A 22,916-nucleotide genomic window follows, 5' to 3' on the forward strand; every position below is an offset into this window, starting at 1 on the left:
TTTGGAAACACTAAAAGAACTTTGGATATACTATACGCAAAACGGCGGGTACGTTTGGCAAGAATTTTATAGACATTTTCTCATGTGTGCGTACGGCGTGGTGTTTGCTGCGATAATCGCAATCCCAATCGGTATCATCATCGCCCGTTACAGCCGTCTGAGCACTTGGGTGCTGACGCTCGCAAACATTATTCAAACCATTCCGGCGCTCGCGATGCTGGCACTTCTTATGTTAGTAATGGGCCTTGGTTCTAATACAGTTGTTGTTTCACTATTTTTGTATTCCCTTTTGCCTATTATTAAGAACACATATACAGGTATTCGCAATGTCGACAATGCCCTTTTACAATCAGGGCGGGGCATGGGAATGACTAAATTTCAAATTCTGTGGATGGTAGAATTGCCGCTGTCATTAGCAGTTATTATGGCCGGCCTTAGAACCGCTTTAGTTGTTGCCATTGGCATTGCCACAGTTGGTACATTTATCGGAGGCGGCGGTCTTGGCGACATTATTGTCCGCGGTACAAACGCCACCAACGGAACAGCGATTATTTTAGCAGGAGCAATCCCAACTGCCTTAATGGCGGTTATTGCCGATATTTTGATGGGCTGGCTGGAACGTCTCCTTTCACCTATAAAAGGAAAAAATATTAAGAAGGCACAGGATTCAGCCTCATAAAAAAGCTCGCCGCCCGGCGAGCTTTTACCTTGTGATTTTTTTCTTTATGGCTTTTAACATAAAAACCGGAAGCACCGACATTCTGCGCCATCTTGATGGCTGCTGACATAGACGGTAAAACCATTCGAGGTTAAGTTTCTGCCATGCCTTTGGCGCACGTTTGAATTTCCCGGCAATCACATCATAACTCCCCCCGACTCCCATAAATAAGCCGTGGTTAAAATCTTTTAAATGTTGATTGATCCATTGTTCTTGCTTTGGGAATCCTAAACCGACAAATACAATATCCGGCTTTTTTTCGCGAATTTCGTTGACAAGTTCCGTATCATCTTCGATATAACCATGGTGATAGCCTGCTATATTTAATTGAGGGAAATCGCCTTGTATTTTACCCGCTGCTTTTTCTATAACTTCCGGCTCAGCCCCAAGAAAATAAACTGAATAGCCCTTTTTCTCAGCCGCTTTTAGTATTTCTTGCATTAGGTCAAAACCAGTAATACGTTCCATTAAAGGCGTGCCTAAAATTCTTGAAGCAATGACAACACCCGCGCCGTCAGGAACGATATAATCTGCTTTATGAATAACATCACGAAATTCAGGATCTTCACCGGCATACATAATAATTTCGGGATTTGCAGTGATAATAAACGTTTTTAACCGGTTAGCCAATCTATTATTTAAATCTTGAACGAACGAATTTATATCTGAATTTATAAAATGATAATCCATGACTTCTGTAGTCTTCATATAAGTCAACTCCTACTTATAAAGTTATTTTTCTTCTATTAAAATAGTACCGTAGGAAATGACACAAAAAACATCTACCTATAAATATACCATGGATAAAGAAAGAAAAACATATAAAACTATTTACATAGAGGGAATATAAAACCAAAATATGATATTAAGCTGGAACTGAAAAATTTGTTAAAATAGTAGATACAATTCAGCCTTTCTGGAGGTCATTATGTTAAAAACAATGTTATTTGATGTCGATGGTGTTCTTTTAAGCGAAGAACGATATTTTGATGCTTCTGCGCTTACAGTTTGGGAGTTAATTAACAGCCCTAACTATCTTGGCTTAATGCCTGAAATATTTACTCCTGAACCGACAGAAGATCAAATTAAGAGAATAAGAACCGAAGTATTTGATCACGATCATGTCCTGCATTTTATCAAATCAAGGGGAATAAACGCCAATTGGGATATGGTTTATCTTGCTTTTTCCTATCAGCTGATTTTGTTATTAGAGAAATTGAAAGCTAAGCACAAAGATTTTATCAAAAATTTCCTGGAAAAAAATTTAAGCCGAGAAGATTTAAATTCCTTAGGACAGTTAGCTAAACAATCTCAGATCCATTTTGAACCTGACTTTGCTTCTTTTAATCAGGATTTTAAAAAGGGCAATGCCAAAAAACAAGAATTAATGACCTATATGAATCAAATATCGGAAGAAAAAATCGGACTGAAAACCTCACAATTTTCACGAAATAGTTCGTTATGGACGATTTGCGAGAAAGCTTTTCAAGAATGGTATCTTGGAGATGAAAAATTCATTGAAGATGAAGACACTCGTCCTGTTCAAACCGGTAAACAAGGATTCCTTTCTAACGAGATTCCGATTGTCGAGCCATCAAAGCTTCAGAAGCTTTTTCAAGCTTTAAAAAGCCGCGGTGTAAAACTTGGTATAGGCACAGGACGTCCAACCATAGAAACAATTGACCCGTTAGCTTCTTTAGGTATTCTTGATTACTTTAACAGGGACAGTATTTCAACAGCAAGCGATATTCTGACAGCCGAGCAAAAATACCCGGAGCGCTCCCCGCTTGCTAAACCTCAGCCGTATACTTATATATCGGCGCTTCTTGGCAAAAAGTGCAGCGAACCCGAAGTATTAGATTACCCCCTTCCCATTCAGAATGGCCATGAAATTCTTGTTGTCGGTGACTCAGTAGCAGATTTTTATGCGGCCCAGTCGTTAGGCTGTCAGTTTGCCGCAGTCCTAACCGGTCTTTCGGGACAAGATGCCCGTTCCGAGTTTGAAGAGCTTAACGCAGATTACATTCTAAATGATGTCATGGCGTTGCTTGATATCTTATAAGGACTTCTGCCCCCGGTGTTTGAACCATTATCACAGCGGGGGAAAGTTCCGGAAAGAAGGTATTGAATGCTGGAAAAAATAAAATCTATGTACGGTGAAGCGTTTATTGAGGATTATTATAAAGCCGAAGACCCTGAACAATATGAATGGTTTCGAACCAGCGATCAGCATGTTTTTGGCATTCTTAAGCGGTCCATAACAGCTAATGAAAGACGATTACTGTCGATGCTTTTCAAATCACAGCGGTTTGACAACATTTTAGAAACAAAAATCCAGCGCTATTGGTCAAGCCTTCTGTTTGAAGGTACGGCGTTTAATTATAAACATGAAGATTTTGATATCCCCGATAAATTTTATCTCATTCATTTTTCTTTAAAACAGATATTTGAGGACCGAAAAGGATTTGAAGAAGCGCTTGACGGCTTTTTTTCTGCCCCCTTTCATGTTGTATGGCGGGATTTTAAGTACGGAATCATAGTCGTTTTTGATAACCAAAAAGAACGTCATGAAGAATTGGCTAATATTATTGCATCAGATTTTTATATTGATATGTCGATGATGGTGACTCCGGTGACAATCTTAGACAATATCCACACAGAATGCAAAAACCAGATCAAATTATTTAACCTGGCCCAACGAATTTTTCCTAAAAAGCGTTCTTTTTATTATGAGCATTTGCTGCCGCTTGCCCTTCTTCACGCCTTGCCCGCCAGTCAAAGGAAACAGATACTTAATCAATTTGCCTATCGCCTTGAAGATGAGGATTCCGAACTTACCCGCAGCATCCTTGTCTACTTTGAACATAACTTTAATTTAACAACTGCTGCAAAAGCGCTGTACATCCATCGGAACAGCTTGCAATATAGAATCGACCGGTTTCACGAAAAAACAGGTCTTGATCCAAAGCAATTTAACGATGCCGTTATCATCGCTTTGTTATTCCTCCATCATCAATATGAGGAATGCGAATGAAAGGATACAGATTAAGTTATCCACAGTTCACGGGGTCAGACCCCAAAACAGTGAGTTGTCCACAGTCAGCAAATTGCAACAAAACAAACTGTCTTTTTGTGCAAACGACCAATATATATTTAATTCTGAATAGTTTACAATTTAATTAAACCATTCGAATTATACGGGGGCGAGATTGTGGCGGGAATAACTATGAAACATATTAAAAAGTCATATGACAATAATGCGTTAGCTGTTGACGATTTTAATTTGGATATTGAAGATAAGGAATTTATCGTTTTTGTTGGACCTTCGGGCTGCGGGAAATCGACAACGCTTAGGATGATTGCAGGTCTTGAAGATATTACAGATGGCGAACTCTACATAGGGGACAGATTGGTCAATCAGGTTCCCCCTAAAGACAGAGATATTGCCATGGTTTTCCAAAACTATGCCTTATACCCTCATATGAGTGTTTATGACAACATGGCATTTGGTCTTAAAATAAGGAAATTCAAAAAGGACGAAATTAATAGGCGTGTTAATGAAGCTGCACGAATTCTCGGACTTGAGGATTATCTGAACCGGAAACCGAAGGCGCTGTCAGGCGGGCAAAGGCAACGTGTCGCATTAGGCCGGGCTATCGTCCGCGACCCTCAAGTATTCCTTATGGACGAGCCCTTATCAAACCTTGATGCCAAGCTTCGTGTACAAATGCGTTCGGAAATTTCAAAACTCCATCAACGTCTGCAAACAACAACCATTTATGTTACGCACGATCAGACTGAAGCTATGACCATGGCCACTCGTATTGTTGTTATGAAAGATGGTATTATTCAGCAAGTCGGCTCGCCAAAAGAAGTTTACGATCTTCCTAAAAACGTCTTTGTCGGCGGATTCATCGGCTCACCAGCCATGAATTTCCTGCAGGCAAAATTAAGCGATGGCTATGTTACTGTCGGAGATGTTAAATTTAAAGTACCGGAAGGAAAAATGAAAGTCCTTCGCGATCAAGGATATATTAATAAAGACGTTATTCTCGGTATTCGCCCGGAAGATATTCATGATGAACCGGTATTCATCAATGCTTCCAAAGAAAGCACATTCACAGCAATAATTGACGTCGCGGAACTTATGGGCGCCGAAACTTACCTGCATTCAAGAATAAATGACGAAGCATTTATCGCCCGGGTTGATTCACGTAACGATATTAACAGCGGACAAAATCTGGAACTTGCCTTCGACATGAATAAAGTTCATTTCTTTGACACCGAAACCGAACTGTGCATCCGTTAAAACAAAGAGACTGTCAGCACCTTTGCTGCAGTCTCTTTGTTTTTGTCTCATTTCACGTTTATGGGATAAAGAAAATAGAAATGTTAAAAACTATCTGCAGTGCTTCAGAATTGAAATGAGCGGAAGAAAAGATATGATAAAAACAATCGTTAATTTTTTTAATAAAACAAGCATTATATGGCAAACAGCCCTTGCATCAGCGGTTTCTTGGCAATTAGCTAAATGGTCGGGATCAAAAGACCCTTTTTTGGCACCGCTCACAGCCATTTTATGTTTGCAGCAATCCATAGATAAATCCATTCGGTTTGCATTTCAACGGGTCGTTGGAACAATGATTGGCATTATTGTCATTGAATGTATTGTCCAATTTTTGCATGTTAATTTCTGGACACTCTTTTTTGTAATACTTATCTCTGTCAGTATCGGTTACTGGTTGAATTTCAATCAGGTGGTCGTCCGCCAAATTTCCCTTAGTGTCTTATTGGTTTTCCTGCTGACCAGTCATTCACATGAATACGGCATTGACCGGTTGCGGGATACTTTTATTGGTGCAGTGATATCAATAATTGTCTGCCTGTTTTTATTCCCGCCGGACTTCACTAAAAAGGTAAAACAATCAATATTAACTTTTACAGACCACCTTTCTGATAATTTTACCAATACAGCGAAATGGATTGAAAATGGCTGTAAAATAGAAGAAGGAAAACAAATTCAAAACAATACAAAGAACCTTTTGAATGAATGTCATCAAGTATCAACACAGTTAGAAAGTGCCCTCAAAAATAACCGTCTAAATATTTATTCCAAAAAGAATCGGGCACGCTTAGCTGAATATCAGCAGCAATTACTTAATCTTAGAAAAGGTTATACACATATTTCCGGAATGGTTAGAACAACGATGGATTGGTCCGCATCCGGCAATATGACCCCCTCCGATAAAAATATATGGTCACAATATATGCATCAATTTGCGGTCTATATCCAAGCCTGGAAGCAAACAATTAACAACCAGGCGGTTTATATTAACAAGCAAGCCGCCCAAATAACGCTTCCGAAAGACATGGATAAAATCCAATACCGCTATTCTCTTTACAATGCCGCTTATGAATTTATTCAAGATTTTAAAAGGTAACTGACGTTTAGAAAGCAACTATGGTAACATTAAAGAAAGAATTTTATCGGAGTTGAATGGACTATGAAAGAATCCATGCACTTATGTCCGCGGTTTGAATCAGCTTTTGAAATATTAGGCAAGAGATGGACGGGGTTAATCATTAGGGTCCTTTTAACCGGCCCCAAGCGTTTTAAAGATGTATCAGAAAGTATTCCCCAATTGAGTGACCGGGTTTTAACAGAAAGATTTAAAGAACTTGAGAAGCTTCAGGTTGTCCGAAGAAATGTCTACCCTGAAACACCAGTCAGGATCGAATATGAATTAACGGAAAAAGGAAAAGAATTACAATCTGTTATGGACGCTGTTCAAGATTGGGCGGAAAAGTGGATTAAATAGCTGTATATATTTATGAAGTCATAGAAAACCTTAAAAATATCTTAAATTCCCTATTTTTTTAATTAAAAAATGGGGTTTTTTATGTTAAATTGTAATTACAAAAGTCTGATACTTCTTATCGTTGAAAGGATGTTCCAAATGAATCCAATTGCCGAACAGCTAAATGCTAGTTTAGATTCAGAAAACCCACACGTATTAAATATGTTATCTCAGCTTGGAAAAGAATTATTTTATCCAAAAGGCATTTTAAGCCAATCAGCGGAAGCTAAGAAATCTGCACATAAGTTTAATGCAACGATTGGCATGGCAACAGAAAATGGCGAAATGATGCACCTTGATCTTATTCAGAAAACTTTATCAGCTTATGAACCGAAAGATTTATACCCTTATGCGCCGCCTGCCGGAAAACCCGAGCTTCGTTCCGAATGGCGCAAAAAAATCATTCTTGATAATCCATCTTTAAAAGATAAAACATTCGGCACACCGATTGTGACTAATGCTCTGACACACGGCATGAGTATTGCGGCTGATCTTTTTGTTGATCAGCAAGATCCAGTCATCTTGCCTGATAAATATTGGGGCAACTATAACTTGATTTTTGAACTTCGCAGAGGCGGACAATTGCATACTTTCCCTCTTTTCAACGATCAAGAAACTTTTAATGTCGATGGTCTTCGCGAGGTTTTATTTGCACAAAAAGATCATGGTAAAGCTATTGTTATATTAAACTTCCCGAACAACCCGACAGGTTACACGCCGCATGAAGAAGAAGCAGAGCAAATCGTTTCTGTTTTATTGGAAGCAGCGGAAGCCGGCATTAATATTGTAGCGGTTACAGATGACGCCTACTTTAAATTATTTTTTGAAGACTCAATAAAGGAATCTTTATTTAGCCGACTGGCAAACTTGCATCCGCGTATTCTGTCCGTTAAAGTCGACGGTGCGACAAAAGAGGAATTTGTTTGGGGCTTCCGTGTTGGATTTATTACATTTGCAAACACCAGCTCGAAGGCAGTGGATGTACTGGAACAAAAAACAACCGGACTGATCAGAGGAACGATCTCAAGCGCAGCCCACCCTTCACAAACGTTTGTATTAAAAGCACTGCAATCTCCAGAATTCACGGGCCAGCAAGAAGAGAAATGCAGCATCATGAAAAAGCGGGCTAACAAAGTTAAAGATGTACTGAACAATCAAAAATATCATAAGCTGTGGTCATACTATCCATTTAATTCCGGTTACTTTATGTGCCTTAAACTGAATGAAGTCAATGCAGAAGAAGCACGCAAGCATTTGTTGGATAAATACGGCGTCGGGGTCGTTGCCATTAATGCGACTGACCTTAGAATAGCTTTCTCCTGCGTTGAAGAGGAAGATATTGAGGAATTATTTGAGCTTATCTATCAAGGGGTTAATGATTTGTTAGCTGTTCGTTCATAAGTTTTGTCAAGCGGTCAGTTCCCTGCTTTAAATAGCGGGAACTGGCCTTTTTTGTATAAAAAAGCTTATCTAATGAAAAATATTGACTGACTAATTTATTTTTAAGGAGGACAAAAATGAACGAGGAACAAGAAAAGGCTATGGAGAATGGCACGTCGATCACCCGTTCCGGAGATTCTTTAGATAAGCGATTAACAGAAGGTGAAGACAGTACAACAATAACCACTCGCCAGGGTCACCCTGTTAAATACAATCAAAATATAAGGACGGTAGGTAACCGCGGACCTGCAACACTTGAGAACTATCATTTTATCGAAAAGATTTCCCACTTCGACCGTGAACGCATTCCCGAATGTGTTGTACACGCACGGGGTGCAGGCGCTCATGGGTATTTTGAGGCATATGGAAAAGCTGGCGATGAGCCGGTTTCGAAATACACCCGTGCGAAAGTTTTTCAAAAAGCGGGCAAAAAAACGCCTGTTTTTGTGAGATTTTCAACCGTTAATCATGGCGGTCATTCTCCTGAGACCTTACGTGATCCCCGGGGATTTGCTGTAAAATTTTATACTGAGGATGGCAACTGGGATCTTGTCGGAAACAACCTAAAAATATTTTTTATTCGGGATGCGATGAAATTCCCTGATGTTGTTCACGCTTTTAGACCTGATCCGGTCACAAATATTCAAGACGGTGAACGCATTTTCGACTTTTGCACTAATTCTCCTGAATCAATTCACATGATTACTTTTTTATTTTCTCCATGGGGAATCCCTGCAAATTACCGGCAAATGCAAGGTTCCGGTGTTAATACTTATAAATGGATCAACGATAAAGGCGAAGCTGTTCTTGTTAAATATCATTGGGAACCAAAGCAAGGCATTAAAAATTTAACTCAAAAAGAAGCTGAAGAAATTCAAGGGAAGAATTTTAATCATGCAACACAAGATCTTTATGAAGCGATTGAACGCGGTGATTATCCTGAATGGGAACTTTATGTTCAGATTATGAGTGATGATGATCATCCTGAGCTCGATTTTGATCCGCTGGATGATACAAAAATTTGGCCTCAGGAGCAATTTCCATGGCTTCCCGTCGGCCGAATGGTACTGAACAAAAATCCGGAAAATTACTTCGCTGAAGTGGAACAAGCTGCCTTTGGGACAGGCGTCCTCGTTGATGGGCTTGATTTTTCGGATGATAAAATGCTGCAAGGGCGGACGTTTGCCTACTCCGACACACAGCGTTACCGTGTCGGCGCTAACTATTTACAGCTCCCTATTAACGCGCCAAAAAAGCATGTCGCTACAAACCAGCGTGATGGTCAAATGGCCTATTATGTTGACATGGCTCCGGGTACAAATCCTCATGTTAATTATGAACCATCATCTTTAGGAGGCCTGAACGAAAGCACAAGCTCAAGTCAGGATTATACACCCCATGTTGAAGGCAAGCTTATCCATGAAAGTGTCGAGCGAACAAATGATTTTAAACAAGCTGGTGAAACCTATCGGGCATTTAGTGATTTTGAACGTGATGAATTAATTAATAACCTTGTCAACACTTTGAGCTCCTGCCAGCCGCATATCCAAAAGCGTGCGGTTGAACTGTTTACAAAATGTGATGAAGATTATGGACAACGGGTTGCTGAAGGTTTAAAAAAACATGCAAATCAAATGAACCATCATGGGCCAGCCGGTGCGTCTGAAACGAAAGAAGCCGTTCAAGAAGCTGAGCATAATGGACACGAAACAGATTCTTATTAAAGAAAGGGGCAGCTGCAATGCTTAAAGCATTGACAGACTGCCCTTCCACTATCCTTTCACAGAACCGGCGAGAAGCCCGCGAATAAAGAATCTCCCTAAAAAAATGTAGACTAATAATGTCGGCAGCGCCGCGAGTATCGCGCCGGCCATTTGCACATTCCATTGAACGACTTGACTGCCCGCCAGATTTTGCAAAGCTACCATGATCGGTTGTTGATCTGTTGTTGTAATCGTAACAGCAAACAAAAATTCATTCCAAATGTTCGTAAATTGCCATATAGCAACGACAACAAAGCCGGTCACTGATAAAGGAAAAATCAAATGGCGGTAAATTCTAAAAAAACCGGCCCCATCGATTTGCGCTGACTCGATCAATGAATGGGGAATATTCGCATAAAAATTACGAAACATTAATGTCGTGATTGGAATACCGTAGACGACATGGACAAAAATCAGACCCGGAATGCTATTGTACAAACCTATCGTCTTTAGAAATTGGATGAGCGGAATTAATATGCTCTGATAAGGAATGAACATACCAAATAAAATCGCTGTAAAAATCCAATCAGCACCCTTAAAGCGCCATTTTGATAAAACATAACCGTTTAAAGAACCAAGCATTGCCGAAATAATTGTCGCTGGAATCACCAGGTAAAAAGTGTTTAAAAGATTTGGCAGAAGCTGAGATAGCGCTTCGGAATAACTTTGAAAGTCCAAAGATGAAGGCAGTTTCCACATCGTGTCAAGCGAGACTTGATCAAACGGTTTTAAGCTTGTCACAACCATGACATACAAAGGAATCAGAAAACATATAGCAAAAAGGATTAATATAATATACATCATGCTTCGGGAAATCACTCTTGTCATTTTACCGATCCCCTTTTCGATTAGTTATTAAGTAAGGGATAATGAAAACAGCGACAATAAGCAGCATGATAATAGCAATGGCCGCACCTTGAGCATAAAAATGGCTGCGGAATGTCGTCTCAAACATATTAACTCCCGGCATATCAGTGACATAATTCGCTCCGGAACCGGTCATTGCATAGATCAAGTCAAAAATTTTCAGTGAAATATGCGCCATAATAATAATGACACTCAGTGTAATCGGGCGAAGCATCGGCAGAACCACTTTCCAATAAACTTGAAATTCTGAGGCACCGTCCATTCTCGCCGCTTCTTTCAATTCATCAGGAATCCCTCTTAAACCGGCAAGATACATTGCCAGAGAAAATCCTGTCATCTGCCAGACGGCCGCAATCACAACAGCAATAATCGCAACAGGCACACCTAATGAGATCTGACCAACATGAATATCCGGCCAAATGGTTGTGCTCGTGTACCATTTTAAATGCAATCCTAATTTTTCAAAAAGCAAATTAACACCTGAAGAAGGATTTAAAATCCAACGCCAGACAACACCGGTTACGACAAAAGATAAGGCCATTGGAAAAAGAAAAATGTTACGGAATAAAGACTCAGCTTTCAGCTTTCGATCAATCATCACCGCCAGAAATTGACCGAGAAATACAACAAGCACAATAAAAAGCACAGTAAAAACAACTGTATTTCGCAGGTCTGATTGAAAGCGGAAGTCATGAAACAATGTTTTGTAATTATCAAATCCAGCAAATGAAAAATCCGGTAAAATCGAGCTCCACTTACTTAATGAAACATAACCCGTCCAGCCGATAAAACCATAAACAAAAATGGCAACAGCAATGATTGAAGGACATAAAAAAGCAATAGCAATAATTTTATCCGTTGATATACTCTTTTTTTGCTTTGGTTGAATGACCGGTTTAACTTCTGATTGCTGAACCTTCTGCATACCTGCTTGCGCCAATGAACTCCCCTCCTTAAATCGTTCTTAAGCGTTAAAGAAAACTTGCTGATAGGGAATTTAAATTTGCCCCTATGTCAAATTAGCTGCCTTTAAGTAAGCTAATTTATCGCCCTGTGAATAATGGAGAAAAGGGGGAAATTCTCCCCCTTCCCCCGCTAATCATTATTTAAGATCTTTACTCGCATCTTTAAGCGATTTAATGAATTGATCTACATTCTTTTGAGTTACAAAGACGTTTACAGCTTGGTTTACCTTTGTTAAATAAGATTCAGGTGCGGCGGAGCCGTGCGCCAAACTTGGTGTTAAAGCATCCTTCTTAAAATCTTTCATGGCAGCTTTGCCATAGACATCGTATTTCGATTGATCGGCATCCACACGGGCAGGAATCGAGCCTTTCTTAGGATTAAAGGCATCTTGACCTTCAACCGATCCTAAAACAGTTAAGAATTTCTTTACATCACCAGGGTCTTTAACGCCTTTAGGCAAACCGAATGTATCAGTAATCACCATAAAGTCGCCCTCTGTTCCCGGTGATGCGACCCATCCATAATCTTTGTTCGGCTTAAGCTTCAAGCTTTCATAATAACCTTTAGCAAAATCACCCATGATATTCATGGCTGCTTTACCGTCGGCTACAAGCTGTGAACCGTCTTGCCAAGCTCTTGAACTATGGTCATCGTTAATATAACCAAGCATCTTTTTAAAGATTTCCGCCGATTCTTTTACTTTCGGCGAATCAAATGGAATCTTGCCTGTCCATAACTCTTTATATTTGTCCGGCCCAAGCTCAGCTAAAAGTATGTTTTCAAAAATCATTGTTGCCGGCCAAATTTCTTTATCGGCTAAGCCAAGCGGTGTAATCCCTTTCGCTTTTAACTTATCAGCCACTTTAAAGAAATCGTCAAATGTTTTCGGCGGCTGAAGGTGATTTTCCTCAAAAATTTTCTTGTTGTACCATAAAACATTGCCCCGGTGAATATCGACAGGAATGGCATAGATTTTCCCATCTTTACTTACCATATCCATTAAGTCTTTTGGAAACTTGTTTTCCCAGCCGTTCTTTTTGTACAAGTCATTTAACGGCTGCATTTTTCCTGAGTTCACCCATGTCATGAGCTCTGCCCCGCCGTGGACTTGGAATGTCGAAGGCGGATCATTCCCCTGCATTCTTGTGGCGAGAACAGCTTTTGCATTCGTTCCGGCACCGCCCGCGACAGCGGCATTTTGTACTTTAATGTCCGGATATTTATTCTGAAAGACTTTGATTAATGCTTTTAAGCCGTCTGCCTCACCGCCGGCCGTCCACCAACTGAAAATTTCCAATTTGCCTTGGCCGCTTTTACTTGATGAACTGTTCGTAGACTTCGAACCGCATGCAGTTAGAATAAGAGAAAAAACTAATAAAATAGCTGCAAATAAACTAAGCTTTCTTTTCATCATGACCCTCCTTTTTATTACTGTAAACGCTGTCAACTATAATTTACTAAAAAGCCGGTTAATTAAAATTAAAAATTTCTGTACTTTTTTGCGAAGTTCTTTCATTTATTGTTAAAAAAACCCGCTGTTTTTAGTAGCGAGTTTTTTGCTTTTGATAATTTTGTATCCGGTATGATTTGGGTGATAGTTTTTCTGCCTTTTTAAAAACACGGCTAAAATAATTTGGATCTTTATAGCCGACTTGATACGTTATCTCTTTTAGACTTAATTTCGAGTATAAAAGCAATTCTTTTGCTCGTTTTAACCTTACTAATGTTAAATATTCAATAAAAGTAACTTTAAAATGATCTTTAAACAATTTACTGAAATAATAGGGACTTAGTGATACATGTTGGGCCGTTTCTTCCAAAGTAATCGGGCGCATATAATGTGTTTCAATATATTTTTTTGCTTCAATGATTGACCTTTTAGAACCGATATCCTGCCAGCTGGTAATTTGATCAAATATCTTTTGTAATGCCATTTTCGCTGTTTCTTTCAGATGTTGCGATGTACGATAAGAATTAAGTGAAAAGGGATTTTTAATTTGAATGCCTAATTCTTTTAGAAGCGTTATTAAAACGTCGAACAATTCTTCAACACCTTTTTGTACTTGGGCTGTATCACCTTTAGTCATTACCTTTAGTTTATTAACATATTGATCAAACACCCCTAACGCTTGATCAAATTCGCCTTGTCTGACCATTTCGAATAATCGCTGTTCCGTTTTAAAAAGCGTATGATCGTGAAAATCATCCTTGTCCATTTCCGCATGAAAAAGTCGTACAGGTTTATTTATAGTGGTATGTTTAAGGGCTTTTAATGCTTCTTGGTATGACCCGAAGAAGTGGTTAACATGATAGGCTAAACCGCCGATGCCTGCACAAATAGATACACCCGGAAAAAACTCTGAAAAAGATTGAACTATTGATGTTATTTGTTGCAGACGGCTGGAAGGGACACCTTCCAGCTCAGTTTGAACAGGAATGAAAGCGGGAATTTGATTTCCGGTTAACGGTCCGGCAAGTCCTTGACAGCGTTTTCTCAGCTCTTTTTTTATCCATTGGTATTGTTCAATTTTATGAACCTCGTTAGTATTCAATTGAAAAGCAACTGCATAGTTATTAGCTAGGGTAACATCAATAGCTGCACCTAATTCCACCATACTCATTTCTTGGACATGATCCAGGAGTAAGGAAGCGACCCATTCTGATTGTACAAAGGGGAGTACTTTATTATAGCGCTCCTTTAATTCTGTTTGCGACTGTTCGTTCGTCTTTTCACTTTCAAGTTCGTTAATCACACGCTTAATTGTTTGGACCGTTTCATCAATACGAGCAGGCTTCAATAAGTATTCCTTAACACCCTCTTTCATGACTTCACGGGCATAGTCAAATGTATCATAAGCCGAAATGATAATGAACTTTGCAGCTAAGCCTAGTTTTTTCATTTCTTTTAAAGTTGATATGCCGTCCATGCCAGGCATTTTAATATCAAGTAAAATAATGTCAGGTTGATGGGCTTTGGCAAGTGCCACAGCCTGACTGCCGCTTGATGCTTCTCCGATAATACTGATACTGTCAATGTGTTGGTTAATCATTTTATGAAGAGATTTTCTTTCAATTTCCTCATCGTCGACAATAAGGCATTTATACATGGGAAGCCACCTCACTTTTGGTATAAGGAAGTGTCAACGACACCCTTGTTCCTGAACCTTTTTCCGAAGAAATACTGATTAGTCGGCTTGTTTGATAAAACAGTTCTAACCTTCGTATAACATTGTTCAGCCCAATTCCCGTTATATGACCTTTTTTGCTTTGTTTCGCAGAGGAATTGTCCTTTTTTAAAATACTTTTAATCGTTTCCTGATCCATGCCTGCACCATTGTCACTAATTTCAATACATACGTGCGGTTTTTTAAATTGAATACTAACTTCAATTCTGCCTTGTTTTTCATAAGGTTCTAAACCGTGGATAAACGCATTTTCAACAATTGGCTGCAAAACCATGCTTGGCATAAGAAAATCAAGGCACCGTTTATCAATATCTGTCACAAATTCAAGCCGGTCTCCAAATCTGGTTCTTAATATTAAGAAATAGTCCTCGATCACTTTTACTTCTTTATGAAGTTGGACAGGCTCATCTATACTATTGAGGTTATAGCGCAACAAAGATGCCGTAGCGGTAATAAGGTGATGGGTTTTCTCCGCATCTTCCAAGTAGGCCATTTTCGATACCGTATTGAGTGTATTAAATAAAAAATGAGGATTCATTTGGCTTTGCAAACTTTTTAATTCCATTTCTTTTAATAGTCTATCAAGCTCTGATTTTTGTTTCATTTCTTTAATAAGCTTTTGCGTATTATTTTTCATATGGTTGAACGTAGCTGTAAGAAAACGGAATTCATCTCTTGTATGAACAACAACATCTTGCCCATCAAAATTCCCTTTGGCAATTTCCCTGGCAGCCAGTTCCAAACGTTTGATTGGCCGGGTGATGCTCTTTGAGAATAAAAGCGTTGTTAACACGCAGAATAGAAGTGTCGTTATAAAGATAGATATGCTCATATACTTGAAATAGAGATTCTTTTGATTCATTGCCCGATAAAAGTCCCGGTACTCGGTTAACAGATTATCAATAAGGTCCAATGTTGCATCTTTAATAAAACCTGAAATCTTTTCTGCTTCAGCTAAATGCTCTGAATACAAATTAATATTTCCTTCGTTATAAGCATGAATGGCCATTGTACATTCGTCTAAAAAACTGGTTATCATATGGCGATAATTTTGCAATGTAACATCATTATGATTTTCGATCACAGACGTTAAACGGCTCTGGTTTTTTAATAATTTACGGCTTGCGTCCTGATACTTTTCGTATAATTTCGGTGACTGGTCATTTAAATATGCTTGCAAATTTTGATATGTTTCTATCGTATTTTTTGAAACCTCATTTAATAGGAAAAAGCGTTGAAGTAAATTGTTATACTGTGCCATTGATTTTTGACTGCTGTAATAAAGGTAAAATGCTACGCCATTTAATAACAGCACAAGGGCTAAAGAGAAAATAAACAGCTTTGTCCGTATTTTAATCATAATCTGACGCCTTCTTATATTTATTAGATGATTCAGAAAATAAATCCCCCTTGTGAATAACGCTAATCTTCGTGAAAATACTTTTTGAGGTATTTTGGTGATTTAACAGCTTAACCATTGTTTTGATGCTGTCACGCCCCATCGTATATGGTTGTTGCTGAATGGCCGCTTGAATCGAACCTTTCTTAATAAGCGACATTGTTTCAGGCAGCGTATCAAAGGCGAGAATATAAATATCCTTACTTTTTCCAAACTGCTCGGTTACAGCCGATATGCCGAGGCCATCTAATGCGCTTGTCCCATAGAATGCCGTGACATTTGGATAGTGCTGATAAATCTCGTAAGTTTTTTCAGCGGCTTGAATCCTTGAGATATTAGATGATTTAACAGCAGCGATTTTGATTTTCGGCGTGTTTTCTACAGCCTTCTTAAAGCCTTTTACCCGCAGTACCTCATTTTCATTATGGTTCCCGGTAATAATACCGACAACCGCTTGTCCCTTTGTGTCTTTAATAAGTGTCTTTCCCGCAAGATATCCGGCGCGATAATTATTGCTGCCAATGTACGCGGACCGATCGCTGTCAGGTGCGTCTGTATCAATAGTAATAACAGGGATACCTTCATTTTCAGCTTGATTGACAACTTTACTAAATGCCGGATTATCAATTCCTTGGGTAATAATTCCATCAACTTTGGAGGCAATCGCCTTTTCAATAGCCTTAATTTGTTCATTAACATTTGTTTGAACAGGTCCTATATACTCTACTTCAACATGAAATTTTCGTCCAGCGTCCTTCGCCCCTTTTTCAATTAACTCCCAATAAGGGTTATCCTCTTCTTCCGGAATTAATATAAAATGATAATCAGCCTTCTTACTGGAAGAATGCTTATTGAGTGACACATTTGAATGAAGTGTTTTCGTAAAAAAATAAATAGCACTTATAAGCGAAAAGAAAAAACATGTAAAAAGAATCGCATAAAAAACATAACGGTATCTATACATAAATGACCCCCTTCCCACCCCTATTTTAACAAAATTCCGATATTAAAATATATTCTTTTTTATCCACAATGACGGGGTCAGACCCCAACGCTGTGGATAAGTTTTTGGTATTGCAAAATTATCAAAAACATGCTATATTCTTTTGCAATATATTTTTTAGTTAAAGCATGCGAACGATATAAAAAACAACCAACAAAGATACTTTTAAATATATAAAGTTCACAAAAAATATACGGAAAGGAGCTATAATTATGAGAAATGTAACGTTAGAAAAAATTTTCACCCACCCAATAGCACAAAAATATTTAAGCCGGTCAGGAATGGCACATGCCATATCTGTTGCAGAGTATGCTTTTTCCTATGCTCAAAAATTCAATGTTGATCCTGACCTTGCAGCAAAAGCCGGTCTTCTTCATGATATTGGACATTATACTTGGTATAACAATGGCGAATGGGATTTTCAGCTTTATAAAGATAATGATATTCATGCGATAAAAGGGGCAAACCGCGCTCATAAGCTTTTGATTCGTTCTGGTGAAAATCGCCACGCCGCAAAAGAAATTGCTTTGGCTGTCTTGCTTCATACCGATTCTTATTTACCAGAAGGCCATTTGCATTTAAACCCGCTTCAAAAGGTCGTCGCCCTTGCCGATGAGGCTGATGAAGAACCTTCAGGCAAACATCACTATCATACAATTGACCAAAAAGCCGCGCTTGCACGAATCCGCAGGTTAGATCATCGTATTGAAGAAATACAAAATATAAAAAGTCAGAAATGCTCCAGCTAAGAATCCTCCAATCGAAGATTTTTCGGGCATGGATGTTTACCATCCTCCCTTCCTCCTGCCTCTCTTTAATCGTCCAAGAATTGCCCTTTATCCGTTTATAGGCCGATACACTAATTCATAGATGTTTATACCCATTACAGTGAAAAATTGAATAGGATAGGTTATATGGCAGAGGAGGGACCTTTTATGGATTATCACAACCCTTATCAACCGCATTGGAATAATCGCCAGGGGCAAGGCGGTACCGGAGGCATGTCTTCCGGCAGCAGCCACAATCATGGTACATTCCATGAAGGAGGCGGCGGTCCTCAAGGGGGCGGACATGGTGAAGGCGGGGAACCTCAAGGACAAGGCGGGTTTCCAAGTATTAGTATGTTACCCCCGCCGCCGTTTCACGGTCAGGGATATCCCGCCCAAGGCAGGCTGACGGATACCCAGTATATGGTACAGATGTTGACAAGACTTGCTATGTTAGTTGAGCAAAACAATCAGCTGCTTCGAGCTTTTCTTCAGCAAGAAGGTCAAGAAAAGCAAAGACAAATCGTTACAAGCGGCGGCGGATCAGTTATTGTAAGAATGTAAATTTTTTATTCCATATTCCTGAGCCACAATGTACTCCTTGTAATCTAACAAAGAGAATGTGTCCCGTAAAAAATAAAAAGCGGCCTCACTTATTACTTTTTCAAAATAATGAGTGAGCCGCTTTTTTATTTTGGTCAATGATCTTTTAGAATCCGGTAAATCCCCCGAATACCCGGCCGACCAAAAACGAAGTAATCTTTGTCATCCAATTAAAGTATAAAAAAACACCCATAATGATCATAATGTAGCCGCCGATTTTTGTTACTTTCCCGCTATATTTTTTAATCCAGTTCATCCTGCCTATAAAAAATGAAAAAATAATAAACGGAACAGCAAACCCTAAGACATAAGCAATCATATAAAATAATCCTTCACCCGGATGTGTGACACCCAAAGCAATGACCGCAGCTAATATTGGACCGGTGCACGGCGTCCATCCTGCCGCAAATCCCATACCAATGACAATAGACCCCAAATAACCGGCGGGCCGTTCACGAAAGGTAATTTTCTTATCTTTCATAAGAAAAGAAGGCTTAAGCCATCCAACAACAACTACTCCAAAGAATATGATAAGAATGGCACCAATTTGACGGATCGCATGACCATATTGAAAAAATAAGTTCCCGATAAACGAAGAAGACAATCCTAATGCTATAAATATAATAGAAAAACCTATTAAAAAAAATAAAGTGTGCAGCCATGCCCTTCGCTCAAGCATCCCGTTGTTTTCCTTTAATTTATCAACCGAAACGCCGGTAATATAAGAAAGATAAGCGGGATATAACGGCAATGAGCACGGAGAAATAAAGGAAAGTATGCCGGCGCCAAAAGCCAAAAATATGTTTACATTAGCCAATCGAATCCCCCTTTTATATTTTACTAATTTGTTCCTCCATCCACGCTTCTGTAATTACAACAATATAACTTTTCCGAATAATACAGAATCACAATGATTATACCTACTAATTTTCTATACAAAATACATGAACTCCTTTAAGTCATTCTATTCAATTTAACCTTAACATATCAAATTTCTTAATTTCTTAACCTTTTACGATTGTTGGAGTGTTTAACTCTTAAAAAAAAACACGTATTGGAAATTTAATACGTGTTTTTTATTGAATAACCCGCCCAATATAATTAAAAGTTTACCGAAAATACAAGAGTTTCATGGTTTGAAGACTAAAAAAATTTTAAAAGCCTTGGAAAACAAAAAAAGAGGCTGTCATCAAAAGGTTCCTTTGATGACAACCTCCATATTTTAGGAAGGCATTCCTAAAACGGCTTTGACTTCGAGATATTCTTCGATGCCAAAATCGCCCCATTCCCGGCCGATGCCGGATTTTTTGTATCCGCCGAACGGCGCGGAGAAGTCTGACGGTGCTTTATTGATCCGGATTTGGCCGGCACGAATATTAGATGCCACTTTTTCTATTGTTTCTGGATCTTTTCCGACAATGTAGCCTGCTAATCCGTACTCAGTATCATTAGCAATTTCAATCGCCTCATCCAATGTTTCATAAGTGATAATCGACATGACCGGACCGAAAATTTCCTCTTGGGCAATGACCATGTCATTTTTTACATTAGTGAAAACAGTCGGTTTGACATAGTAGCCGGTCTCAAGTCCTTCAGGTTTGCCAAGACCGCCTGTGACAAGTGTTGCCCCTTCATCGATCCCTTTCTGAATATAACCTTGAACCCGATCCCACTGCTTTTTGGAAACCAGAGGTCCGACAAAGTTTTTATCATTTGGATCACCAACCGGGAACTTCGGCAATACGGCTTTGACGGCTTCAACAAAATCATCGTGCATGGATTTTGGCACAAGCGTCCGAGTTGCCGCCGTACATACTTGTCCGGTATTCATGACGACATTTGACACCGCAATTTTTGCCGCTTCTTTCAAATCAACATCCTCCAGAACAACCAACGGTGATTTACCGCCGAGCTCAAGGGCAACTCTTTTAATCGTTTTTGCAGCGTTTTCCATGACCTTTTGCCCTACAGCGCCCGAACCGGTGAAAGAAACAAAGTCAATATCAGGGTGTGAGCTAATGCCGTTGCCTATAACTTCCCCTGTTCCGTTAACAAAGTTAAAGACGCCTTTAGGCACACCGGCGGCGTCAAAAACTTCTGCCAGAATAACCGCCGCAAATGGCGTTATTTCTGCAGGCTTTAATACAACCGTGCTCCCGGCCGCAAACGCACTGGCAATTTTAGTCGATGTCTGGTTAGTCGGGAAGTTCCAAGGTGTAATCAATCCGCTTACACCAATAGATTCCTTCTTGACAATTGTATTGCCGCGCTTCTCTGTAAAAGAAAATTCTTTTAATAATCTGGCTGTCTCACGAAAATGATTCAGCCCCATCGAGTAATGAACATTTTCAGACATTGAACGTGGAGAACCTAATTCCTCGGTAATCGCATCAATAAAATCATCTTTTCTCTTTTCATATTCATCGGCAATCCTTTCAAGCATCTGCACCCGTTCTTCCCTGGAAGTTTTCGAAAATGAAGGGAAAGCTGCCCGTGCTGCTTCTACCGCACGATCGAGGTCCTCAAGCGTACCCAAACTAATACGGCCCGCAACTTCCTCTGTTGCCGGATTAATGACATCCATAGTTTCCGATCCCGTGGATTCAACCCATTCTCCATTAATAAAGTGCTTTAAATATTCTCGCATGCTGGCAGGACTCCTTTATTATCAGTATTATAATGTTCTATACCCTTGTAAGCATGATTTAAAACGGGATTTTGATCTGTAAAATTTAATAATACCTGCTTGTTGTTTTATCTATTAAAACTTAGACTTTTTTCTTAAAAATTTCCTGTTATTTACGGAAAAGGGTGAAGATAATAAATAGAAAGGGAGTCTCTTATAGGAGAAAGGGTTTTTATGATGTTGACACCGGCTAAAATAAATGTGGATAGTAAAGCATCACCTTTTTTAACCTTTTTTCTTATTACTTCAATGCAAACTGGAGTTGGAATTCTTGGATTTGCACGTTATATTGCGCAATTTGCGGGGTATGATGCTTGGATTGCTATTATTTTTTGCGGTTTAAGTACCAATATTACTCTATGGTTCATTTACAAAATTATTGAACGCGGGAGCGGCAACGATATTATTTCTATTCATAGTGAACTTTTTGGGAATTGGTTGGGCGGTCTATTAAATGCAGGTGTTTTAGCCTACTTTTTAGTCGGTCCTATTACTACACTAAGAAGCTATATTGAAGCTATCCAAATATGGGTTTTTCCCCAGATTTCAACGTGGGAACTTGCGCTGCTTATTCTATTATTGGCCTATGTTTTTATTGTTGGAGGCTTTCGAACAGCAACAGGGATATGTGTTTTAAGTGTTGTTTACAGTACCTTATTCTTTGTTATATTATATTATCCTTTAAAATACGCTCATTTCAATAACCTTCTTCCTTTATTTGACCATTCATTGCCATCTTTGTTTCAGGCAAGCAAACAGATGGTTTTTAGCTTTGGAGGATTTGAACTTATTTTTATCTATTATCCCTTTATTAAAAAACCACATCTTTCTAAAAAATGGGCGCATACCGCGCTTATGTTCACCACTTTTTTTTATGTCATTGTAGCTTTGGTTATATTTGTCTTTTTTAGCGAGGGGCAACTTAGCCATATCCTTTGGTCAACGTTGACATTATGGGCAATTGTTAAATTACCTATAATTGAACGGTTCGAATACTTTGGTTTAGCCGTCCTGTTATTAGTTATTTTAGCAAACATTTGTATTTCTATATGGTCAGTAACTAGAGGTTTAAAACGCCAATTTTTTATTAGACAGAAAATATTTCTGCCCTTTGTATTAATCATAGTTCTAATCATCACTTGTTTATCTAAAGAACATATCCCAATTGATCAATGGAACTCTTTTGTATCAAAAATAATTATGTACTTTCTTTATATTTATATACCGGTGTTATTTATTTATCAATGGCTATTTTTAAAAGTAAAAAGGATGAAAAAAAATAAATAATAAAGTGAAACTTCCATTAGTGGGGGTTTTGTTCATCCCCCACTGATGGTTAGTGAAGCTGCTACATGAATAAGCTTCCTGTGCTTTGCGACGAGAAGTTGGCGAAGCTTCAAGTGAATAATCTACGGCGCAGGAGCACAACAAATCGGGGTGTTAGCGTCCGTTATCTCCCGCCTAAACTTCAGCGCTTAAACTCAAGTTTTAAGGCGGGAGTTTTACGGACGGTTTCACCGGGATAAATATATTTTGGAGTCGTACTATTCAGGAAAACTGCCATGTTTATTTTCACATAACCAATCCATGCAGAAGTTAAATGAAAATGTAGTTTACGTTCTTATAATTTGCGTATGGATTTCTTTTTTAAACAAAAAAAT

The 22,916-nt window shown here is 38.9% G+C and carries 20 protein-coding genes; 11 read left to right on the top strand and 9 right to left on the bottom strand.

Going from position 1 to position 22,916, the window contains the following annotated elements:
* Position 1 precedes the first annotated feature (1 nt).
* On the top strand, positions 2-679 hold the full coding sequence (locus ACFQRG_RS16135) for an ABC transporter permease (protein WP_380967896.1): 678 nt from the start codon (positions 2-4) through the stop codon (positions 677-679).
* Between the two features lie 24 nt (positions 680-703).
* Here ACFQRG_RS16135 and ACFQRG_RS16140 read toward each other — a convergent pair whose 3' ends face one another.
* A complete protein-coding gene (locus tag ACFQRG_RS16140; RefSeq protein ID WP_380967898.1) occupies positions 704-1,426 on the bottom strand; it encodes a WecB/TagA/CpsF family glycosyltransferase in 723 nt (240 codons plus the stop codon).
* Between the two features lie 220 nt (positions 1,427-1,646).
* On the opposite strand from ACFQRG_RS16140, the gene ACFQRG_RS16145 reads away from it, so the two are divergent.
* The 7 genes from ACFQRG_RS16145 to ACFQRG_RS16175 all read left to right on the top strand — a co-directional run bounded on the left by ACFQRG_RS16145 (position 1,647) and on the right by ACFQRG_RS16175 (position 9,740).
* Entirely contained in the window at positions 1,647-2,780 is a 1,134-nt protein-coding gene (locus tag ACFQRG_RS16145; RefSeq protein ID WP_380967900.1) for an HAD family hydrolase, read from the top strand.
* A gap of 66 nt (positions 2,781-2,846) precedes the next feature.
* Complete coding sequence (locus tag ACFQRG_RS16150) at positions 2,847-3,752, top strand: PucR family transcriptional regulator (RefSeq protein WP_380967902.1); 906 nt, start codon at positions 2,847-2,849, stop codon at positions 3,750-3,752.
* A gap of 192 nt (positions 3,753-3,944) precedes the next feature.
* A complete protein-coding gene (locus tag ACFQRG_RS16155; RefSeq protein WP_380968027.1) occupies positions 3,945-5,027 on the top strand; it encodes an ABC transporter ATP-binding protein in 1,083 nt (360 codons plus the stop codon).
* 133 nt (positions 5,028-5,160) lie between these two features.
* On the top strand, positions 5,161-6,159 hold the full coding sequence (locus ACFQRG_RS16160) for an FUSC family protein (protein WP_380967904.1): 999 nt from the start codon (positions 5,161-5,163) through the stop codon (positions 6,157-6,159).
* A gap of 63 nt (positions 6,160-6,222) precedes the next feature.
* Positions 6,223-6,537, top strand: a complete 315-nt coding sequence (locus tag ACFQRG_RS16165; RefSeq protein WP_380967906.1) for a winged helix-turn-helix transcriptional regulator — start codon at positions 6,223-6,225, stop codon at positions 6,535-6,537.
* 138 nt (positions 6,538-6,675) lie between these two features.
* Positions 6,676-7,977 carry an aminotransferase class I/II-fold pyridoxal phosphate-dependent enzyme gene (locus tag ACFQRG_RS16170; RefSeq protein WP_380967908.1) on the top strand — a complete coding sequence of 434 codons (1,302 nt, stop codon included), beginning with the start codon at positions 6,676-6,678 and terminating at the stop codon, positions 7,975-7,977.
* A gap of 116 nt (positions 7,978-8,093) precedes the next feature.
* A complete protein-coding gene (locus tag ACFQRG_RS16175; RefSeq protein WP_380967910.1) occupies positions 8,094-9,740 on the top strand; it encodes a catalase in 1,647 nt (548 codons plus the stop codon).
* A 48-nt stretch (positions 9,741-9,788) separates the two neighbouring features.
* On the opposite strand, the gene ACFQRG_RS16180 is transcribed toward ACFQRG_RS16175, so the two are convergent.
* From ACFQRG_RS16180 to ACFQRG_RS16205, 6 genes are all read right to left on the bottom strand, one after another.
* On the bottom strand, positions 9,789-10,607 hold the full coding sequence (locus ACFQRG_RS16180; RefSeq protein WP_380967912.1) for a carbohydrate ABC transporter permease: 819 nt from the start codon (positions 10,605-10,607) through the stop codon (positions 9,789-9,791).
* A gap of 1 nt (position 10,608) precedes the next feature.
* Entirely contained in the window at positions 10,609-11,571 is a 963-nt protein-coding gene (locus ACFQRG_RS16185; RefSeq protein ID WP_380968029.1) for a carbohydrate ABC transporter permease, read from the bottom strand.
* A 177-nt stretch (positions 11,572-11,748) separates the two neighbouring features.
* Positions 11,749-13,023, bottom strand: a complete 1,275-nt coding sequence (locus tag ACFQRG_RS16190) for an ABC transporter substrate-binding protein (protein ID WP_380968031.1) — start codon at positions 13,021-13,023, stop codon at positions 11,749-11,751.
* Between the two features lie 130 nt (positions 13,024-13,153).
* A complete protein-coding gene (locus ACFQRG_RS16195) occupies positions 13,154-14,719 on the bottom strand; it encodes a response regulator transcription factor (RefSeq protein ID WP_380967914.1) in 1,566 nt (521 codons plus the stop codon).
* A complete protein-coding gene (locus ACFQRG_RS16200) occupies positions 14,712-16,157 on the bottom strand; it encodes a sensor histidine kinase (RefSeq protein ID WP_380967916.1) in 1,446 nt (481 codons plus the stop codon). Before ACFQRG_RS16200 ends, ACFQRG_RS16195 begins: the two co-directional genes overlap by 8 nt.
* Positions 16,150-17,160 carry a sugar-binding protein gene (locus ACFQRG_RS16205; RefSeq protein WP_380967919.1) on the bottom strand — a complete coding sequence of 337 codons (1,011 nt, stop codon included), beginning with the start codon at positions 17,158-17,160 and terminating at the stop codon, positions 16,150-16,152. Before ACFQRG_RS16205 ends, ACFQRG_RS16200 begins: the two co-directional genes overlap by 8 nt.
* A 251-nt stretch (positions 17,161-17,411) precedes the next feature.
* On the opposite strand from ACFQRG_RS16205, the gene ACFQRG_RS16210 reads away from it, so the two are divergent.
* The gene (locus ACFQRG_RS16210; RefSeq protein WP_380967921.1) at positions 17,412-17,948 is read left to right on the top strand and encodes an HD domain-containing protein; all 537 of its coding nucleotides are present in this window, start codon (positions 17,412-17,414) and stop codon (positions 17,946-17,948) included.
* 186 nt (positions 17,949-18,134) lie between these two features.
* On the top strand, positions 18,135-18,530 hold the full coding sequence (locus ACFQRG_RS16215) for a hypothetical protein (protein WP_380967923.1): 396 nt from the start codon (positions 18,135-18,137) through the stop codon (positions 18,528-18,530).
* Positions 18,531-18,675: 145 nt separating this feature from the next.
* Here ACFQRG_RS16215 and ACFQRG_RS16220 read toward each other — a convergent pair whose 3' ends face one another.
* Entirely contained in the window at positions 18,676-19,386 is a 711-nt protein-coding gene (locus ACFQRG_RS16220) for a cytochrome c biogenesis CcdA family protein (RefSeq protein ID WP_380967925.1), read from the bottom strand.
* 405 nt (positions 19,387-19,791) lie between these two features.
* On the bottom strand, positions 19,792-21,216 hold the full coding sequence (locus ACFQRG_RS16225; RefSeq protein WP_380967927.1) for an aldehyde dehydrogenase family protein: 1,425 nt from the start codon (positions 21,214-21,216) through the stop codon (positions 19,792-19,794).
* A 213-nt stretch (positions 21,217-21,429) separates the two neighbouring features.
* Between ACFQRG_RS16225 and ACFQRG_RS16230 the strand changes: the two genes are divergently transcribed.
* Complete coding sequence (locus ACFQRG_RS16230; protein WP_380967929.1) at positions 21,430-22,542, top strand: GerAB/ArcD/ProY family transporter; 1,113 nt, start codon at positions 21,430-21,432, stop codon at positions 22,540-22,542.
* Positions 22,543-22,916 lie beyond the last annotated feature (374 nt).

The organism is Scopulibacillus cellulosilyticus (genome assembly GCF_042665295.1).
GTDB lineage: Bacteria > Bacillota > Bacilli > Bacillales > Sporolactobacillaceae > Scopulibacillus_A > Scopulibacillus_A cellulosilyticus.

Bases quoted from the DNA above. Each gene is read 5' to 3' on its own strand.
- ACFQRG_RS16215 (WP_380967923.1), top strand. From the start codon at position 18,135: ATGGATTATCACAACCCTTATCAACCGCATTGGAATAATCGCCAGGGG.
- ACFQRG_RS16165 (WP_380967906.1), top strand. From the start codon at position 6,223: ATGAAAGAATCCATGCACTTATGTCCGCGGTTTGAATCAGCTTTTGAA.
- ACFQRG_RS16175 (WP_380967910.1), top strand. From the start codon at position 8,094: ATGAACGAGGAACAAGAAAAGGCTATGGAGAATGGCACGTCGATCACC.
- ACFQRG_RS16200 (WP_380967916.1), bottom strand. From the start codon at position 16,157: ATGATTAAAATACGGACAAAGCTGTTTATTTTCTCTTTAGCCCTTGTG.
- ACFQRG_RS16155 (WP_380968027.1), top strand. From the start codon at position 3,945: ATGAAACATATTAAAAAGTCATATGACAATAATGCGTTAGCTGTTGAC.
- ACFQRG_RS16145 (WP_380967900.1), top strand. From the start codon at position 1,647: ATGTTAAAAACAATGTTATTTGATGTCGATGGTGTTCTTTTAAGCGAA.
- ACFQRG_RS16225 (WP_380967927.1), bottom strand. From the start codon at position 21,216: ATGCGAGAATATTTAAAGCACTTTATTAATGGAGAATGGGTTGAATCC.
- ACFQRG_RS16190 (WP_380968031.1), bottom strand. From the start codon at position 13,023: ATGAAAAGAAAGCTTAGTTTATTTGCAGCTATTTTATTAGTTTTTTCT.
- ACFQRG_RS16210 (WP_380967921.1), top strand. From the start codon at position 17,412: ATGAGAAATGTAACGTTAGAAAAAATTTTCACCCACCCAATAGCACAA.
- ACFQRG_RS16160 (WP_380967904.1), top strand. From the start codon at position 5,161: ATGATAAAAACAATCGTTAATTTTTTTAATAAAACAAGCATTATATGG.
- ACFQRG_RS16150 (WP_380967902.1), top strand. From the start codon at position 2,847: ATGCTGGAAAAAATAAAATCTATGTACGGTGAAGCGTTTATTGAGGAT.
- ACFQRG_RS16180 (WP_380967912.1), bottom strand. From the start codon at position 10,607: ATGACAAGAGTGATTTCCCGAAGCATGATGTATATTATATTAATCCTT.
- ACFQRG_RS16140 (WP_380967898.1), bottom strand. From the start codon at position 1,426: ATGAAGACTACAGAAGTCATGGATTATCATTTTATAAATTCAGATATA.
- ACFQRG_RS16205 (WP_380967919.1), bottom strand. From the start codon at position 17,160: ATGTATAGATACCGTTATGTTTTTTATGCGATTCTTTTTACATGTTTT.
- ACFQRG_RS16230 (WP_380967929.1), top strand. From the start codon at position 21,430: ATGATGTTGACACCGGCTAAAATAAATGTGGATAGTAAAGCATCACCT.
- ACFQRG_RS16170 (WP_380967908.1), top strand. From the start codon at position 6,676: ATGAATCCAATTGCCGAACAGCTAAATGCTAGTTTAGATTCAGAAAAC.
- ACFQRG_RS16185 (WP_380968029.1), bottom strand. From the start codon at position 11,571: ATGCAGAAGGTTCAGCAATCAGAAGTTAAACCGGTCATTCAACCAAAG.
- ACFQRG_RS16195 (WP_380967914.1), bottom strand. From the start codon at position 14,719: ATGTATAAATGCCTTATTGTCGACGATGAGGAAATTGAAAGAAAATCT.